This window comes from Streptomyces sp. NPDC029014 (genome assembly GCF_055564695.1).
On the sequence record NZ_JBVHVT010000103.1, the window covers coordinates 1 to 17462 of the forward strand.

The 17462-nt window shown below is 74.5% G+C and carries 16 protein-coding genes and 1 pseudogene; 6 read left to right on the forward strand and 11 right to left on the reverse strand.

Features of this window, described 5'->3' with window-relative positions; translation table 11 throughout:
• Window positions 1–39: 39 nt before the first annotated feature.
• A pseudogene (locus ACZ4VL_RS35655) lies at window positions 40–678 on the forward strand (TetR/AcrR family transcriptional regulator); the annotation flags it as partial.
• A gap of 985 nt (window positions 679–1663) precedes the next feature.
• Here the strand turns inward: ACZ4VL_RS35655 and ACZ4VL_RS35660 are convergent.
• On the reverse strand, window positions 1664–1957 hold the full coding sequence (locus ACZ4VL_RS35660; RefSeq protein ID WP_468208642.1) for a hypothetical protein: 294 nt from the start codon (window positions 1955–1957) through the stop codon (window positions 1664–1666).
• 645 nt (window positions 1958–2602) lie between these two features.
• On the opposite strand from ACZ4VL_RS35660, the gene ACZ4VL_RS35665 reads away from it, so the two are divergent.
• Together ACZ4VL_RS35665 and ACZ4VL_RS35670 are read left to right on the forward strand one after the other, a co-directional pair.
• Window positions 2603–2776: a hypothetical protein gene (locus tag ACZ4VL_RS35665; RefSeq protein WP_468208645.1), complete on the forward strand. Its 174-nt coding sequence runs from the start codon at window positions 2603–2605 to the stop codon at window positions 2774–2776.
• A 1204-nt stretch (window positions 2777–3980) separates the two neighbouring features.
• Entirely contained in the window at window positions 3981–5255 is a 1275-nt protein-coding gene (locus tag ACZ4VL_RS35670; RefSeq protein ID WP_468208648.1) for a glycosyltransferase, read from the forward strand.
• 35 nt (window positions 5256–5290) lie between these two features.
• Here the strand turns inward: ACZ4VL_RS35670 and ACZ4VL_RS35675 are convergent, their stop codons facing one another.
• From ACZ4VL_RS35675 to ACZ4VL_RS35690, 4 genes are read right to left on the reverse strand one after another with little or no spacing between them, the layout of a single operon-like run.
• The gene (locus tag ACZ4VL_RS35675; RefSeq protein WP_468208650.1) at window positions 5291–6268 is read right to left on the reverse strand and encodes a pseudouridine synthase; all 978 of its coding nucleotides are present in this window, start codon (window positions 6266–6268) and stop codon (window positions 5291–5293) included.
• Between the two features lie 30 nt (window positions 6269–6298).
• Window positions 6299–7852 (reverse strand): serine hydrolase, encoded by a 1554-nt coding sequence (locus ACZ4VL_RS35680; RefSeq protein ID WP_468208653.1) that lies wholly within the window; start codon window positions 7850–7852, stop codon window positions 6299–6301.
• Window positions 7853–7903: 51 nt separating this feature from the next.
• Window positions 7904–8737 carry a siderophore-interacting protein gene (locus tag ACZ4VL_RS35685; protein ID WP_468208655.1) on the reverse strand — a complete coding sequence of 278 codons (834 nt, stop codon included), beginning with the start codon at window positions 8735–8737 and terminating at the stop codon, window positions 7904–7906.
• 49 nt (window positions 8738–8786) lie between these two features.
• A complete protein-coding gene (locus ACZ4VL_RS35690) occupies window positions 8787–9695 on the reverse strand; it encodes a 5'-3' exonuclease (protein WP_468208695.1) in 909 nt (302 codons plus the stop codon).
• Between the two features lie 287 nt (window positions 9696–9982).
• Between ACZ4VL_RS35690 and ACZ4VL_RS35695 the strand changes: the two genes are divergently transcribed.
• Window positions 9983–10594, forward strand: a complete 612-nt coding sequence (locus ACZ4VL_RS35695) for a helix-turn-helix domain-containing protein (protein WP_468208658.1) — start codon at window positions 9983–9985, stop codon at window positions 10592–10594.
• A gap of 6 nt (window positions 10595–10600) precedes the next feature.
• Window positions 10601–11323, forward strand: a complete 723-nt coding sequence (locus tag ACZ4VL_RS35700) for a helical backbone metal receptor (RefSeq protein WP_468208660.1) — start codon at window positions 10601–10603, stop codon at window positions 11321–11323.
• Here the strand turns inward: ACZ4VL_RS35700 and ACZ4VL_RS35705 are convergent.
• Window positions 11320–12333, reverse strand: a complete 1014-nt coding sequence (locus ACZ4VL_RS35705; protein WP_468208698.1) for a TDT family transporter — start codon at window positions 12331–12333, stop codon at window positions 11320–11322. The genes ACZ4VL_RS35700 and ACZ4VL_RS35705 overlap by 4 nt on opposite strands.
• Before the next feature lie 214 nt (window positions 12334–12547).
• Here ACZ4VL_RS35705 and ACZ4VL_RS35710 point away from each other — a divergent pair, with 214 nt between their 5' ends.
• Window positions 12548–13471: a LysR family transcriptional regulator gene (locus tag ACZ4VL_RS35710; RefSeq protein WP_468208663.1), complete on the forward strand. Its 924-nt coding sequence runs from the start codon at window positions 12548–12550 to the stop codon at window positions 13469–13471.
• Between the two features lie 237 nt (window positions 13472–13708).
• Here ACZ4VL_RS35710 and ACZ4VL_RS35715 read toward each other — a convergent pair whose 3' ends face one another.
• The 5 genes from ACZ4VL_RS35715 to ACZ4VL_RS35735 form a co-directional block, all read right to left on the reverse strand.
• Entirely contained in the window at window positions 13709–14023 is a 315-nt protein-coding gene (locus ACZ4VL_RS35715) for a DUF1876 domain-containing protein (protein ID WP_468208665.1), read from the reverse strand.
• Between the two features lie 11 nt (window positions 14024–14034).
• On the reverse strand, window positions 14035–14235 hold the full coding sequence (locus tag ACZ4VL_RS35720; RefSeq protein WP_361096083.1) for a DUF5988 family protein: 201 nt from the start codon (window positions 14233–14235) through the stop codon (window positions 14035–14037).
• An 81-nt stretch (window positions 14236–14316) separates the two neighbouring features.
• Window positions 14317–15006, reverse strand: a complete 690-nt coding sequence (locus ACZ4VL_RS35725; RefSeq protein WP_468208667.1) for a gamma-glutamyl-gamma-aminobutyrate hydrolase family protein — start codon at window positions 15004–15006, stop codon at window positions 14317–14319.
• An 88-nt stretch (window positions 15007–15094) separates the two neighbouring features.
• Entirely contained in the window at window positions 15095–16564 is a 1470-nt protein-coding gene (gene eat / locus ACZ4VL_RS35730) for an ethanolamine permease (protein ID WP_468208670.1), read from the reverse strand.
• A 129-nt stretch (window positions 16565–16693) separates the two neighbouring features.
• Complete coding sequence (locus tag ACZ4VL_RS35735; protein ID WP_468208673.1) at window positions 16694–17440, reverse strand: FadR/GntR family transcriptional regulator; 747 nt, start codon at window positions 17438–17440, stop codon at window positions 16694–16696.
• Window positions 17441–17462: the final 22 nt, after the last annotated feature.

Consider the following 17462-nt stretch of genomic DNA (forward strand, 5'->3'; position numbering starts at 1 on the left):
ACTCACTTGGTGGTCCCCTGGTGGAGCGACGGGACCGGGATGGGGGAAACGGGCGAGGCCCCGAGAGGGGTTGGCCGACCCCGCGCCAACGGGCGGAAGGAACGCGGCGCCCCCCCGCCGCGCGAGGAACTCCTCTGCGCGGCGGCCGAGCTGTTCACCGTACGGGGGTACGCGGCCACCACCACGCGGACCGTGGCCGAGCGGGCCGGGATGCGCCAGGCCACGATGTACCACTACTTCGCCGGCAAGGAAGAACTCCTCGCCGAACTCCTGGAGTCCACCGTCGCCCCCTCACTGCGGCTGGCCCGGCGGCTCCTCGCCGACACCGGGCGGCCCGCCGCTCAGCGGCTGTGGGAGCTGTGCCGCTCGGACGTGCTGCTGCTGTGCGGGGGGCCGTACGACCTGGGCGCGCTGTACCTGCTGCCCGAGGTGGCGGGATCCCGGTTCAGCCGGTTCCGCCAGCTGCGGGGCGAACTGCGCGAGGCGTACGGGGCGTTGCTCGGCGCCACCTCCCTCGGCTTCGAACTCGGCGGGGACCGGGCCGGGTTGGCGCTGCGGGGCGACCTGGTCTTCGGGTTGATCGAGGGCGTCATGCTGATCCACCGCTACGACCCCGCCCGCCCGGTCGCCGCCTTCGCGGAGGCCACGGCGGACGCGGCACTGCGGATCGCCGGCGTCGCACGCGATGCGGATCCGGGCGGGGCGGCGGGGGTGGCCCGGGCCGGGGTCGAGCTGGCCGGGCCGGTGGCCGGGGCCGGGGTGGGGGCGGGGGCAGGCGGCCAGGGCGGGGGCCGCGCCGGGTAGGGCCGGGCGCCGGGTGGGGCGGGGTGGGGCGCGCCGGCCGTGGTGTGCGCTGCGGGCTGCCAGGTCCTGCGGGTTGCTGGGCCTGCGGGTTGCTGGCCCTGCAGCCGTGCTGTTTGCCGGGCCTCCTTCGGTGCCGCTGAGCGGGGTTCTCTGTCGCGCGTAGGCCGATGGAATGAAGATCAGGGGAATCGCATGTGAGCCGCGCGGGCGGGAGCGTCGACCGGAATGCCCGAAAGTTACTGTTCCGGGGGGTGTTGAGAGCCGGGTCGTCGTGACCGTGGACTCGAAGGCGCCCCCGCTCCGCCCTCCGGCCTGGCGACTGGGGGCCGGAGCGCGGGGCGCCTCTGCCGTTCTGCAGGAAGGTCGATGGATGAAGCCTCAGTCACTTCGCAGATCCTGGGTCCGGACCGCCGTGCTGGTCTCGACCGGGGCGCTCGGTGTGGCCGTCCAACTCACTCCGTCCGTGGCGGCGGTGGCCGACGCGTACGAGGAGCCGCGCGGCCCGCACCCCGCGTGCGTGACCGGTGTGCCGGGCCCGAACGGTGCCGTCAGCCGGGAGTTCGACCCGCGGCCGGGGCGGGGGGACGACGGTGCCGGGGCCGCCTGGAAGTGTGACTACGAGTGGCTCAAGCAGCTGAAGGGGTTCCAGGGGGCACAGGGCGCCCCCGGCCCCCAGGGGAACCAGGGCACCCCGGGCACCCCCGGCCCCCAGGGGAACCAGGGCTCCCCGGGCCTCCGGGGTGACCCGGGCCCCCAGGGAGACCGGGGCTTCCAGGGCGACCCCGGCCCCCAGGGGAATCCCGGAGCCCAGGGCGCCACGGGCCCGCAGGGCGACCGGGGCTCGCAAGGCTTCCTGGGCTCATCGGGTGCCCAGGGTGACCGCGGCTTCCAGGGTGATCGTGGCTTCCAGGGCGCCCCGGGGGCTGCCGGCCCGCAGGGTGATCCGGGTGTCCAGGGTGCGACCGGCCCTCAGGGCGGTGCGGGAGCCGCCGGTCCGCAGGGTGATCCAGGGACGCAGGGTGCCACTGGTTCTCAGGGGGCTACGGGTTCTGCGGGACCGCAGGGTGATTCTGGTGCCCAGGGTGCCCAGGGTGCGACCGGCCCTCAGGGTGGTACCGGAGCTGCCGGTGCACAGGGTGATCCAGGGGCGCAAGGTGCGACTGGCGCACAAGGTGATCCGGGTGCCCAGGGCATGACCGGGCCTCAGGGGGATGTGGGTGCGACCGGCCCTCAGGGGAACCAGGGTCTCCAGGGTGCGACTGGCCCTCAGGGGAACACGGGTGCTGCGGGGCCCCAGGGTGATCCTGGGCCACAGGGCGCGACCGGTTCTCAGGGGGCTACGGGTTCTGCGGGACCGCAGGGTGATTCTGGTGCCCAGGGTGCCACCGGGCCGCAGGGGGATACGGGAGCTACGGGACCGCAGGGTGATCCCGGAGTACAGGGTGCCACAGGGCCGCAGGGTGCCACTGGCTCTCAGGGCACTGCGGGTGCGACCGGCCCTCAGGGGGATGTGGGTGCTCAGGGTGCCACCGGGGCTCAAGGCGCTACTGGCGCGCAGGGGGATCCGGGGGTTCAGGGCGCCACGGGGCCACAGGGTGCCACGGGGGTGCAAGGGACTACCGGGGCGCAGGGGAGTCAGGGAGTTCAGGGGGCCACCGGGCCTCAAGGCAGCACTGGGTCGCAGGGTGCCACGGGGCCTCAAGGGGCTACCGGGGCTCAAGGGGTCCAGGGGGCGCCCGGGAGTGGGTCCGGAGCCCAGGGGACCGTCATCTCGGTCACTTCGGCCACCGGCACCGCCGTGGCCACATGCCCGGCGGGCCGGTTCGCCACCGGCGGCGGCTACCAGACCACTGCCGGCGGCAACCTGGAGCTCGTCGTCACCCGCCCGGTCGGCGGTCCACCCGCAACCGGCTGGCAAGCGACCTCGGCGGACGCCCGCACCATCACGGTGTACGCCGTCTGCACCCCATGACCTCCGCCGCCTCCCGGTGAGGTAGGCCCGCGAAGCGGCGCCCGGAGCCGCCGTCCAGCTCAGTTCCCGCTCCGTTCCGACAACGCCACCACACCACCTGCCACCACCCGCCGTCGGTCCCGGGCCTCCAGCCCGGGTCCCTGGCCTCGGATCGCGGCCCGAGCTTCGGGCTACGGCCCGGGCCCAGATTCCTGGGCCGCGGCCTCTAACTCCGGCCGGGGCTTGCGCCTTCGTCCTGTAACTCCGGCCTGGAGCCTGGGCCTTCGGCCTCGACCCAAGCCTCTGGCTTCGGCTTCTGCCTGGGCTTCCGGCCTGGGCCTGGGCCTGGGCCCTTGGCTCCGGGCCTCGGCCTGGGCCTCTGGCTTCGGCCTGGGACCTGGGCCTAGGCCACGGGCTTCGGGTTCTCCGCCCGGCCGCGGGCCCCGGCTTCGGTTCTGGGCCTTCGGTCTCGGCCTGGGCTTGGTTTCGGACCCGAGCCGGGGGCCCGGCTTCGGTCCTGGCCTCGGGCCTTGCCCTCAGCTTGGATTTCGGCCCGGGCCCTGGTCCCGGGCTCGGGCCGGTTCTCGGACTCGGCCCGGGCTGGGGTCGGGTCTCGGGCCCGGGCCTCGGGCTCGGCCTCGGCTTAGCGCCGTGGCTGGGTCTGGATCTTGGTCTCGGTCACGGGCCCTCGCTTCGGCCGCCTGGGCCTCAAGCCTCGGGCCTCGCCTCTTGGGTCTTGGCTTGGGCCTGAGCTTCGGTGCGGTTACCGGATCCCGGGCTCGGGCCGGGCTTCGGACTCGGGCCGGGCTTGGTTTCGGTCTCGGGCTTGGGCCCGGGCCTCGGCTTTGGGCCTCGGCCTTGGCTTGGGCTCCGGTCTTCGCCTGGACATCGGTCACCGGCTTCGGCTCCGGGCCTCGGGCCTCGGCAGCGGCCTGGGCTTCGGTGCCGGGCCTGGGCCTGGTTCTGGGTCTGGGCTGCGGTCCCGGGTCTGGGCCTGGCTTCGGGTCTCGGGCCGGGCCGCGGTCCCAGGGGCCTGGCTTCGGCTCTTGGACCGGGCCGCGGTCCCGGGCTGGGCCTCGGGCGTGGCTTCGGGTCTCGGCTGGGCCGTGGTCCTGGGGGCCAGGGCTTCGGGGCCGGGGTCGGGCCCGGCTTCGGGTCTCGGCTCGGGCTTCGGGGCCGGGGCGCGGGTACATCCACCTCTCACACACCACGACAGGTACGGCACATGAGTGTTCTTCCGACTCCCCGGTTCTCCGTCTTCACCCCCAGCCACCGCCCCCGTTACCTGGACGAGTGCCTCGCCACCCTCCAGGCGCAGACCCGGACCGACTGGGAGTGGATCGTGCTCCTCAACAACGGCGCGCGCTGGCGGCCGGAGCACCCCGACGACCGCGTCCGGGTGGAGGTGTGCGACGACAGCCGCGGAGTCGGGGCGGCCAAGCGCCGGGCCTGCGAGTTCGCCCGCGGGGAGATCCTCGTCGAGCTCGACCACGACGACCTCCTCGCCCGCGACTGCCTGGCGGAGCTCGCCACCGCCTTCGACGCGCACCCCGACGCCGTCCTCGTCTACAGCAACACCGCGCAGATCACCGAGGACGGCGGCCGCGACGAGTCCCGTTTCAACGAGAGCCACGGCTGGCGGTACGAGGACGTCGACGTGGACGGTCGGCGCCTGCTCCAGGCCGTCTCCATGGCCCCGACCCCGCACAACGTCTCGTACATCTGGTACGCCCCCAACCACGTACGGGCGTTCCGCCGGGACGCGTACGAGCAGGTCGGCGGCTACGACGCCACCCGGGCCGTGCTGGACGACCAGGACCTGATGTGCCGCCTCTTCCAGGCGGGGGAGTTCCACCACGTCCCCCGCTGCCTGTACCTGCAGCGCATGCACCCGGACAACACGCAGCGGGACTCCGAGGTCAGCGCCCACATCCAGCGCGAGACGGTCGCCCTGTACGACAAGTACATCGAGGCGAACACGCTCGCCTGGGCCCGGCGGCGCGGGCTGCTCGCCCTGGACCTGGGGGCCGCCCACCGCAAGCCGCCCGGCTACGTGGGCGTCGACCGCCACTCCCGGGACGGCGTCGACATCGTCGCGACGCTGCCGGACCCGCTGGACCTGGCCGACGGCTCGGTGGGCCTGGTCCGGGCGGTCGACTTCCTGGAGCACGTGCCGCAGAAGATCCCGCTGATCAACGAGCTGTACCGGCTGCTCGCGCCCGGCGGCATGCTGCTGTCCCTCACGCCCAGCTCCGACGGCCGGGGTGCGTACCAGGACCCGACGCACGTCGCGTACTACAACGAGAACTCGTTCTGGTACTACACCGATGACCAGTACCGGGCGTTCGTGCCGGAGATCGAGGCCCGCTTCCAGCAGTCCCGGCTGGTCACGTACTACCCGACCGACTGGCACGCCCGGAACCTGATCTCCTACGTTCAGGCGAACCTCATCGCCGTGAAGGACGGCGCCGACCGCTGCGGGGGACCCCTGCTGGTCTGACGCCCCCCCAGAGGCGCAGCCCGCGTCGTCCGCTGCTACGCGGCCGGCGGCCGCCCGGCCCCGGCCTCCCAGGCGGCGCGGTCCCGCCAGGCGAGCAGTTCCAGGCCGGACTCGAAGCGGTGCTCGATGCCGGTCACCGGGTCGGTGAACACCAGGGTGCGGGCGAGGAGTTGCAGCGGCCGCCGGAAGTCGTCCGGGGCCGGGTCGGTGACCTCCGGGTACACCGGGTCGCCGAGGATGGGCAGGCCGAGGCCGTTCATGTGCACCCGCAGCTGGTGGGTGCGGCCGGTGTGCGGGACCAGCCGGTAGCGGCCCAGGCGGCCCGCGGTGTCGAGGAGTTCCAGCGAGGTCTCGGCGTTCGGCTCGCCGCCCGGGACCTCGCTCGCGCCGATGATCCCGCGGACCTTCTCGATCCGGCTGCGGACGGTGCGGGGCAGCTCGACCGCCGCGTCGTGGACGGCGAGGGCCTCGTACTCCTTGCCCACCCGCCGCTCCTGGAAGAGCCCCTGGTAGGCGCCGCGGTCCTCGGGCCGGATGCTGAACATCACCAGGCCGGCCGTGAGCCGGTCCAGGCGGTGCGCCGGGCTCAGCTCGGGCAGGTCCAGCTCGCTGCGCAGCCGGGCCAGGGCGGTCTGCACGATGTGGCTGCCGCGCGGGGTGGTCGCCAGGAAGTGCGGCTTGTCCACCACCAGCAGGTGGGCGTCCCGGTACACCACGCCGATCGGGAAGGGCACCACCGGCTCGGGGTCCATGTCGCGGTGGAACCACAGGTACGCGCCCGGCTCGTACGGGTCCGCCGCGCGCAGCACCCGCCCGCCGGGGCCGAGGATCCGGCCGGCGTGGAGCAGGCGGGCCATAGACTCGGCGCCGCGGGTGCCCGCGTAGCGCTCGGTGAGGTAGCTGCCGAGGTCGGGCCATCTGCCGTCGCGGACGGTGGGCAGCCGCAGCCGGACCGGGTCGATGCCGTCGATCTGGGGGAGCGGTGCGGGAGGTATGCGGGTTCTGCTTCTCATCGGCTCCAGGCTAGGGCAGTGGCAGGCGGGCTACGGCTGCTGCCGGGTGAAGGTGCCCAGGTGCTCCTCGTCCAGGTACTCGATGCGCATCGTGCCGTCCTTGAAGAACACGCCGGTGCGGCCGACGGCGTTCTCCCCGGCGGTCTCGAAGCTGAAGGTGTCGCCGGCGTAGTGCCGCAGCGGGTAGCGCTGGGGCCCGGGGCCCAGCGACAGGGTGAGGCCTCCGCCGGGGGCCGCCGTGACCGTCGCCCTGCCGTAGTAAGCGTTGTCGTACGTGCCGGTGTACGCGGAGTCGGCGCGCGGCGGGGCGGCGCCGGCGGGCGGACGGGCGTAGTCGGTCGTGGAGGCCTTCGCGTCGAGCTGCGCGTACAGCGAGGCGAACAGGGGCAGCCAGTCGGTGGTGGGCGCGCCGTGCTCGGCGGTGTCGAAGAAGTCCTCGGCGACGGCGTCGGCGAGGCCGACCGGGGCGCCGTTGGTGAGGACGACGATGCCGAGCCGTTCCAGGGGCAGCAGGGTGACGTTGGTGTTGGCGCCGAGGTCGAAGGCGCCGGAGTGGCTGAGCCGCAGCCGTCCCGCGTCGTCGTAGGTGACGTTCCAGCCGAGCCCGTAGAACTGGGGCCGGCCGGTCGGGGTGGTGGCCTGCGCGACGATCTCGGGCAGGTGCGTGCGGGCCAGCGTCCCGGCGGGGACGATCCGTTTCCCGTCGAGGGTGCCGTCGCCGAGCTGGAGTCGCATCCAGCGGGCCAGGTCGCGGGCGGTGGAGCTGACCCCGCCGGCCGGGGCCTGGGCGTCCGGATCGCGTACGTAGCGGGGGGACCAGGTGCCGTCGCGGTTCTTCACGTGGGTGGCGGCGTGGTCGGGCGCGGTGGCGAAGGCGGAGAACTCGGTGCTGGTGCGGGTCATGCCGGCGGGCTTGAACAGCGTGTCGGCGCTGAGCTTCTGCCAGCTGGTGCCGTGGGCGCGGGCGACGGCCTCGGCCGCTGCGGTGAGCCCGAAGTTGGTGTACGCGTAGCTCGCCCGGAACGGTGACAGGGGCAGCAGCCGCAGGTGGTCCAGGACGTACGCCCGGTCGTAGCCCAGGTCCTCCAGGAGGTCACCGGCGTGGTCGGGCAGGCCGCTGCGGTGCGAGAACAGGTCGGCGGTGGTGACGTGCCCGGTGACCCAGGGGTCCTTGAGGGCGAAGCCGGGCAGCTCGGTGTGCCGGTCCCACTCGGCCGGGTCCTTCATGGTGCCGGCGACGACGGTGGAGGAGACCGGCTTGGACAGGGAGGCGATCTGGAAGACCGTGTCGGGGCCGACCGCGCCGCTCTCGCCGGTGCGCCGCACGCCGAACCCCTTGAGGTACACGACCTCGTCGTCGTGGACGACGGCCACGGACACCCCGGGCACGCCCGTGCTGCGCATCCCCGCCGTGATGGAGGCGGGCAGGCGGTCCACCGCGGTGGCGACGTCCTGGTCCGTCAGCCGGGGCTTCGGGGGCGGCGGCGGGCTGGGGGCGGCCGCGACCGGGACGGCCGCGACCGGGACGGCCGCGGCCAGCGCCAGCGCGGTTCCCGCCGCCGTGAGCGCGAGGCGGGTACGCATACCCCTCATTGTCGGGCCGGTGCGCCGGCCCCGCCCGTTCGGCCGTCCGGGTCAGGCCGCGGCTTCCTGCTCCGCGAGGATCCGCGCGTTCCACTCGCCCTTGATCGCCCGCCAGCCCTCGTCGGTCTCGCCGAGGCGCCAGTAGCCCGAGATCGACAGGCGCTCCTTCGGGATGCCCCGCTCCAGGCGCAGGTGGCGGCGGAGCTCCTTGACGAAGCCCGCCTCGCCGTGGACGAAGGCGTGCACGTCGCGGGTGGGGAAGTCGAGGGCCCTGACCGCTTCGACCAGGGCCTCGCCCACCGGGCGGGTCCCGCGGTGCAGCCACACGGGGACGGTGCCGTCCGGCGTCGCGATCTTCTGCTCGTCCTCGGGGCCGTCGACCTCCAGCAGGGCGTGGACCCGGGCGCCGGCCGGCATCCGCTCCATGGCCGCGGCGATGGCCGGCAGCGCGCTCTCGTCGCCGACGAGCAGGTGCCAGTCGGCCTCGGGGGCCGGGGCGTACGCGCCGCCCGGGCCGAGGAAGCGGACGAGCTCGCCCGGCTGGGCGCGGGCGGCCCACGGGCCGGCCAGCCCCTCGTCTCCGTGGACGACGAAGTCGACGGTCAGCTCCAGGTGGGTCGGGTCCCAGCTGCGGACCGTGTACGCGCGCTGGCGCGGCCACGCGGCCCGCGGGTACTGGGCGCGGATGCGGTCCAGGTCCCACGGGGAGGGGTAGGTGACGCCCTCCGGCGCGAACAGCAGCTTGATGTAGTGGTCCGTGAACTCGCCCGCGCTGAAGCGGGCCAGTCCGGCGCCACCGAGAACCACCCGCACCATGTGCGGCGTCAGCCGCTCGGTCCGCACGACGACTGCGGTGCCGACCTTGCGGGCGCGTCCTTCTGCCACGGCGTCTCCCCTGACTCCCCTGAAACTTAGGATTACCTAAGTTAGCACCTCAGGGAAGGAGTGCGCCCCGCAGGCGCGACACGGCGCCGCCCAGACCCCACCGGTGGGCAAGTGCATCGACGAGTTCCGGCTGTGCCGGCGCCGCCGGCAGCGCCGCGTCGAACACGGGAAGCGGCACGTCGGTGGCCACCCGGACCACCTTGGGGGCCACCGCCAGGTACGGCCGGGACTCGTCCAGCCGCTTGCGCTGAACGGGTGTCAGTTTCGACTTCGGGTCCTCGACCGCGGCGATGATCCCGGCCAGGTTGCCGTAGGTGTCCAGCAGCTTCGCCGCCGTCTTCTCGCCGATCCCCGGGACCCCGGGGAGGCCGTCGCTCGGGTCGCCGCGCAGCAGGGCCAGGTCCGCGTAGCCCGGGCCGTCGACCCCGTACTTGGTGCGCAGCCAGGCCTCGTCGGTGACCTGGAGGGTCCCGACCCCCTTCAGCGGGTACAGCACGCGCCGCTGCCGGGCGTCGTCGACCAGCTGGTAGAGGTCCCGGTCGCCGGTGACGATGTCCACGGGGCCGGCGGCCCGCGCCGTCAGCGTGCCGATCACGTCGTCCGCCTCGTACCCGGCGACCCCCACCCGGGCGATCCCGAACGCGTCCAGCGCCGCCTCGATGATCGGCACCTGGGGCGTCAGGGTGTCGGGGGCCTCCTCCACGTCCGGCAGTCCCGCCGGGGTCTCCTGCGCGACCCGGTGCGCCTTGTAGGAGGGGATCAGCTCCACCCGCCAGTGCGGCCGCCAGTCGGCGTCCATGCACGCCACCAGCTCGTCGGGGCGGTGGTCCTGCACCAGGCGGGCGATGAAGTCGAGCAGTCCGCGCACCGCGTTGACCGGGGTGCCGTCCGGGGCCTTCACGGAGTCCGGTACGCCGAAGTAGGCACGGAAGTAGAGGGAGGCGGTGTCCAGCAGCATCAGCCGTCGAGTCGTCGTCACGACGACGATGATGCCGCACCCCACCGACGCCGCAGGGTTACGGCCAGGGGGACGCAAAGTGGCCGCAGAAGCGGTCGGACATGGCACAGGAGTTTCACCCGCGGCGTAGCCCGGTCCGCCCACGGGCGCGAAACCGGGGGCGGTTGCTGCGTAAGGTGCTTACAGCACACCCCCGTGCGACGGACGCCGATGTACGCCGACAGACCTGACACGGCCGACAGACCTGACTAGGCCGACTTACCTGACAAGGGGAGGGCAGCCCCGCCATGGACGACAGGGACGGCTCGGACGACAAGGAACGGGACAAGGACGCCAAGGAACCGCTCCGGGTGGGCGTGGCCGTGCGCAAGCGGCGCCGGGCGCTCCACCTGACCCTCGCGGCCGTGTCCGCGCGCAGCGGCCTCTCGGTGCCCTTCCTCAGCCAGATAGAGAACGAGCGGGCCCGGCCCAGCATGCGCTCCCTCGAACGGGTCGCCGACGCGCTGGAGACCACCGCCGTCGAGCTGCTGGCCGCGTCCGACACCGCGCGCACCGTCGACCTCGTACGGGCCGGGGACGACTCGGGGCTGGGTCCGGTGCCGGGCGTGCGGCCCCTCGTCCGCGGGCACCACCAGCTGCACGCGCTGGAGTTCACCGGCGACCAGGACGCGGGCCGCGAGTACCAGCACCGCAACGACGAGCTGATGTACGTCGTCTCCGGGGCCTGCCAGGTGGAGGCCGAGGGGCGGGCGTACCGGCTGGAGAACGGCGACGCCCTGTTCCTGTCCGGCGGGGTGCGCCACCGCTGGCGGGCCGTCACCGAGGACACCCGGATCCTGGTCGTCGCGGTCGGGGAGCACATCCACGCCACCTTCGAGCCGCCCGAGCCGGGGCGCTGAGCGGCGGTGCGGGTCGTCTCCCTGGTGCCCTCGCTGACCGAGGCGGTGGCCGCCACCGCCCCCGGCCTGCTGGTCGGCGTCACCGACTGGTGCACCCACCCTGCCGGCCTCGGTCGGCAGGGTGCCGTGCGCATCGGGGGCACCAAGAACCCCGACGTCGCCGCCGTGGCCGCGCTCCGGCCCGACCTGGTCGTCGCCAACGAGGAGGAGAACCGGGCCCCCGACCTGGCGGCGCTGCGCGCGGCCGGGCTGGAGGTGCTGGTCACGGAGGTCCGCGGGCTGCCGCAGGCCTTCGCCGAGCTGGACCGGCTGCTGGTGCGCGCCCTGGGGCTGGCCCGGCCGCGCTGGCTGGACGAGGCCGAGGCCGCCTGGGCGCGGGTGGCGCCGGGGGAGGGCGTGCGGGCCGTCGTCCCGGTGTGGCGGCGGCCCTGGATGGTCCTCGGCCGGGACACCTTCGCGGGGGACCTGCTGGCACGGCTCGGCGTGCACAACGTCTACGCCGGCCACCCGGAGCGCTACCCGAAGGTGCCCCTGGCGGAGCTGGCCGCCGCCGACTGCGAGCTGGTGGTGCTGCCGGACGAGCCGTACGCCTTCACGCGCGAGGACGGCCCGGAGGCGTTCCCGGGCCGTCCGGCCGCCCTGGTCAGCGGCCGCCACCTGACCTGGTACGGGCCCTCGCTCGCCGAGGCCCCGCAGGTGCTGGCGGCGGCCCTGGCCGCGGCCCGCTAGCGGGGCAGCAGCCGCCCCGTGGCCAGGCCGCGCAGGGTGTGCCCGGCGGCCAGCAGCCAGGCGGCCAACAGGGCGACGTACAGGGCGGCGGCCAGCCAGGCGAACGCGGTCAGCCCGGTGTGCCGGGCAAGGCCCGCGGCGCCGGTGACACAGGTGCCGACGGGGAAGGTCAGCGCCCACCAGGTCATCGCGAAGCCCATACCGGCGCGGGCCGCCCGGACCAGCAGCGCGGCGGCCAGCGCCAGCCACAGCAGCGCGAAGCCCGTCACCGGCACCCCGTAGACGACCGCGAACGCCCCGAGCGCGCCCGCGTACGGGGCTCCGACGGCGAGCGGGGCCACGTCGGCCAGCTGGTTGACGGCGGTGGTGGACTGCCCGAGCGGGCCCAGGACCAGGAACAGCGTCGGGGTCAGCAGCAGCGGCAGCGGGCCGGCGGTGAGCAGCCGCCCGAAGACCATCGGGAGCAGCAGCAGGGTCGCCAGCAGGCTCAGCCCGAACATCGCGTAGCAGGCCAGCAGCAGCGCCTCCCGGGCCTGGCCGGCCGGCAGGTGAGGGACCAGCAGGGGGCCGGTGGCCGCGGAGACCATCGGGGAGACGAGCGGCAGCAGCCAGACGGGGCCGGCCTGGGCGGCGTCGATCTCGTGCCGGACGACCATCAGGTAGGGCACCAGCACGGCCACGAGCAGCCCGACCGCGGTGCCGGCGGTGAACAGCACCGCGTCGGCGGCGACCGCGGCCGGCTCCCCGATCAGGTCCTTGCCGACGAGCAGGGTGCCGGCACCGACGGCCAGCAGGGCCATGGACAGGCAGCCGTAGAAGGGGGCGACGGCCGGGTCGAGGAGGTGTGCGCGGGCCTGGTCGCGGTGGTGCAGCCAGTGGCCGGCGCGGGCGGCGAGGAGGACGGCGAGGGCGGCGGCGGACAGCGCCCAGACGATCTGGCAGGCCGTGCGCTGCCCGGGCAGCTGGTACGGGAGCGTGGCGCCGGCGTTGGCGACGATGGCGGTGCCCATGACGGACGCGTACCAGTTCGGGCCGAGGTGGCGCAGGGCCGGGAAGCGGACGGGGGCGGGGGCTGCGGACCCCGGGCCGGCCTTGTGGGCCGCCCGGTCGCTCCGGGAGGGGTGTTCGTCCGGTCGGACGAGGGTGGTGGCCATGGGCCCAGCGTGGTGCCGCGGCGGGCCGGGTGGCAGGGGCCGCATTTCTATGAGGCCATAAACTGACTTTATGGGTAATGAGGACTGGATTCCGCTGGTGCACCGGGTGCCGGACCTCGGCGCGCTGGAACTGCTGCTCCAGGTCGCCCGGGTCGGCAGCCTCAGCGGGGCCGCGAAGCGGATGGGCATCACCCAGCCCGCGGCCAGCAGCCGTATCCGGGCCATGGAGACCCGGCTCGGCGTCGCCCTGGTCGACCGCTCGCCGCGGGGATCCACGCTCACCGCGGAGGGGGCGCTCGTCACGGACTGGGCGCGGCGGGTCGTCGAGGCCGCCGAGGCCTTCGACGCGGGCGCGCAGGCGCTGCGCGGGCGGCGGGACTCCCGGCTGCGGGTCGCCGCCAGCATGACCATCGCCGAGTACCTGCTGCCGGGCTGGCTGGTCGCGCTGCGCGGCCAGCGACCCGGCACGGCGGTGTCGCTGCACGCCGGGAACTCGGCGGTGGTCGCGCAGCGGGTGCTCGCGCACGAGGCGGACCTGGGCTTCGTGGAGGGGCTGACCGTGCCCGACGGGCTGGACGCGGTGGTGATCGCGCAGGACCGGCTGGTGGTCGCGGTGGCACCCGGGCACCCGTGGGCGCGGCGGGCGGGTGCGGTGACCGCGGCCGAGCTGGCCGCGACCCCGCTGATCCTGCGGGAACGGGGGTCGGGGACCCGGCAGGTGCTGGACGGGGCCCTCGCCGGATGCGGGGGGCTGGCGGCGCCGCTGCTGGAGCTGGCGTCGACCACCGCGGTGAAGGCGGCCGCGGTGAGCGGGGCGGGGCCGTGCGTGCTGTCGGAGCTGGCGGTGGGGGACGAGCTGGCCGCGCGGCGGCTGGTGGAGGTTCCCGTGTCCGGGGCGGCGTTGGGGCGGGCGCTGCGGGCCGTGTGGCCGGCGGGGGCCAGGCCGGCCGGCCCGGCCAGGGACCTGCTGTCGCTGACCCGGGTCAGGGCGTAGCCGCCGCCGGTGCCTTTGGTGCGGCCCGCTGGGGTGGAGCGCGCAGTTCCCCGCGCCCCTGGGGGCCTGCGGTGGTTGTTCGGGTGCGGGTTCGTTGGGTTGTTCGCGCAGTTCCCCGCGCCCCTGGGGGCCTGCGGTGGTTGCTCGGGTGTGGGGTCGTTGGGTTGTTCGCGCAGTTCCTCGCGCCCCTGCGTGGCTTCCGGTGGTGGTTCGGGTGCGGGTTCGTCGGGGTTCTGGTCAGCGGCCGCGGCGGGTGGGGTCTTCGGCGTCCTGGGGCCAGCCGTAGGAGGTGCGCGGCGGTTCGGGGACGGCGCCCATCGCGGTCAGGTCGCGGTCGGCGGCGCGCATCAGCTGCCCGGCGAGGTCCCGCATGGCCCGGCTCGCGGCGAGCTCGTCGCCGATGGCCGGCACCTCCACGTCCTCGGGGTTGCAGCGCGCCGAGCCGCGGCCGACGAGCTGCGTGGTCCCGGTGTCCAGGACGGCCCGGGCGCGGGTGGTGCCGCCCTCCTCCGTCAGCGAGACACCGACCTTCCATTCCGCGGTGTGTGTCATGGCGCGCCTCGTCATTCGGCGATCTCGGTCCGTTCCCACCATTCGAATACGGGCAGGCGGCCCTGCGGACTGTCCTGCTGCCGCGCCGTGGCCCGGAAGTGCTCGTACCCTCCGCGGTGCCGGATCTTCACGTCGTCGCCGGGGGCGGGGGCCTCGACGACCCGCTCGGGCAGGTCGCCCGGTCCGCCCTCCAGGACTGCCTTGTTCGTCATGACTCCAGTCTTCCGACCCGCCGGACGCCCCGCACGTCGGCGCCGTCCGGCGGGCCGGGAGGCTGGGAGGCCGGGAGGCCGTCAGCGCGCGGCCGCCGCGGCGACCAGGGCGGCCAGGACGCGGGTGTCCTTGTCCCGCTCCGGATGCCACTGGACGCCCACCACCCACCGGTCGGGGTCCGGCAGCTCGATCGCCTCGACCGTGCCGTCCACCGCGTGGGCCGACGCGATCAGGCCGTGGCCCAGCCGGTCCACCGCCTGGTGGTGGTACGTCGGCACCTCCGACTCCTCGGGGACGAGCCCGGCGTACCGGGTGCCGGCGACCGGGCGGACCGGGTGCCAGGACATGACGCCCGGGGCCTCCACGTGGCCGTCGATGTGCTGGACCAGCGTGCCGCCCAGGGCCACGTTCAGCGCCTGCATGCCCCGGCAGATGCCGAGCAGTGGGCGGCCCGCCGCCAGGGCGGCCCCGACGAGGGCGAGCTCCCACTCGTCCCGCTGTGTGGCCGGCGGGCCCGTACGCGGGTCGCGCGCGGCCCCGTAGCGGACCGGGTCCAGGTCGGGGCCGCCGGCGACGACCAGGCCGTCCACCCGGCTCAACACCTCCGCCGCGGTTCCGGGTTCGTCCGGCGGGAGCAGCACGGCCGCGCCGCCCGCCGCCTGGACGAGTTCGTAGTACCCGGCGGGGACGAGGGACGTCGGGACGTCCCACACCCGGAAGCGGGTGGATTCCTCCACGTAGGTGGTGATGCCGATGAGCGGCCTGGGCACGAGTGCCACCTCCAGGGGCGGTTCGGGGGAGGGGGTCGAAGGGTCGGGGTCGGCGGGGTGCCGGGGGCGGGGCCGGCGGTGGGGGCGGTCAGTCCCGGGTCAGCTCCGCCTCGGCCCGGGCCAGCGCGGCGAACTCCTCCTCCGGAGCCGAGGCCACCAGGTGGTGCCGACTGTAGAACGCGAAGTAGCCGAGGGCGACGGCGTACACACCCAGGGCGATGAAGGCGGCGTCCTTGTCCACCAGGAAGGTCGCCACCAGGGCGGACAGCGCGAGGAGGAAGGCCGCCGAGGAGGTCGCGATGCCGCCGGGCGTGCGGTACGGGCGCTCCAGCCCCGGTTCGCGGCGCCGCAGCACGATGTGCGACAGGGCCATCAGGGCGTAGGAGATCGTCGCGCCGAACACCGCGATGTTGAGCATGCGCGGGCCGTTGCCGGTGGCCGCGGCGAGGGCGAAGCCGATCGCGCCGGGGATGAGCAGGCCCAGGTACGGGGCCTTGCGGCGCGAGGTCAGGGACAGGAAGCGCGGCAGGTAGCCGGCGCGGGACAGGGCGAACAGCTGGCGCGAGCCGGCGTAGATCAGGGAGAAGAACGAGGCCACGAGCCCGGCGAGGCCCGCGTAGTTGACGAAGGTCTTCAGCCAGCCCAGGTCCGGGTTGCCCTCCAGGGCCACGACGAGCGGGTTGCCGGCGTCCTTGATGGCGTCGGCGCCGCGCGCCCCGGTCGAGGCGAGGAAGGTGACGAGGGCCAGCAGCACCAGGATGGCCATGGAGGTCGACAGGGCCCGCGGCATCGAACGCACCGGGTCCTTGGCCTCCTCGGCCGCCAGCGGCACGCCCTCCACGCCGAGGAAGAACCACATGCCGAAGGGGAACGCCGCCCAGATGCCCAGCAGGCCCATCGGCAGCCAGGAGTTCGCGCCGAGCGCGGCGGTGTCGACGGGGATGTCGTCGAGCCGCCCCGGGTCGAACTCGGTGAACGCGCCGACCGCGAAGACGACCAGGGCGACGACGGCGATCGCGGTGACGACGAGGGAGAAGCGCAGGGCCTCGCCGACGCCCCACAGGTGGATGCCGATGAAGATCGCGAAGCAGGCGAGGTAGACGGGCCAGCCGGAGGTGAGCCCGAAGAGGTTCAGGGACTCGACGTAGTCGCCGATGAAGATGACGATCGCGGCCGGCGCCAGGATGTACTCGATGAGGATCGCGGTGCCGGTGAGGAAGCCGCCCCAGGGGCCCAGCGCGCGGCGGGCGAAGCCGTAGCCGCCGCCCGCCGTGGGCAGGATCGCGGACAGCTCCGCCAGGGAGAACACGAGGCACGCGTACATCGCGCCCATGAGGACGGTGGCCACGGCGAGTCCGCCGAAGCCGCCCTGGGCGAGCCCGACGTTCCAGCCGGAGAAGTCGCCGGAGACGACGTAGGCGACGCCGAGGCCGGTCAGCAGCAGCCAGCCGGCGCTGCCGCGGCGCAGGGTGCGCCGCTGGAGGTAGTCGTCGCCGCCCTCGGGGGATCTGGTGGTTTCGGGCACGGCAGTCAGCCGTGCCCCGGTGTCGTCGGCCATGTGCGTCGCTCCTGCCCGGGACAATGGTTGTGCCGCGTACCTTTGCGTCAGTGGGGTGGGGAGCGCAAGACCCCTGCGTAAAACGAGGGTTACGAAAAGCTCTCGCCAGTGGCGTCCGGGGCGCCCCGCTCAGGCCAGGAACCCGCGCAGCAGCGCCGCCGTGCCGCAGCAGTGCTCGCGCATGACCTCGCGGGCCGCGTCGGCGTTGCGCTCCAGCACCGCGTCCACGAGCGCGGTGTGCTGCGCCTGCGAGTGCTCCAGGTTGCGCACCAGCAGCGGGATGCAGTCCAGCAGGTCGTTGACGGTGGCGCGGACGGCGGCGTACTGGGCGGTGAGCGTGGCCGATCCGGCGAGCTCGCACAGGGTGAGGTGGAAGAGGGTGTCCCGGCGGCGGTAGTCGGCCAGGGGCGCGTCGTGCGTGGCGGCCAGGGCGCCGAGCAGCCGCTCGGAGCCCCCTTCGGGCAGCCCCTGGGAGGCGCACAGCCCGGCGGCTCCCACCTCCAGGACCTCGCGGAACCGCAGGACGTCCTCCAGGTCGACGCCCGCCACGCGCCGGCGCAACTCGTCCTCGGTGCCGCCGACCGGGGTGTCGGGGCGGGGCAGCACGAACGTCCCGCCGTACCGCCCGCGGCGCGCCTCCACCAGGCCCTGCTCCTGCAGCACCTTGAGCACCTCGCGCAGGGTGACCCGGCTGATGCCCATCGCCTCCGCCAACTCCCGCTCGGGCGGGAGTCGTTCCCCACCCGGCACCAGGCCCAGCCGGACCACCTGGAGGATCTGTTCGAGCGCCTCCTCGAAACCGTTGCCCGCCCGCACCTGTCGCAGCACGGGATTCAGCCGCGCCGTCCCGCCGCTCTCGCCCGCCGTGTCGGTCATCTCCGCTCCACCCCTTCCCAAG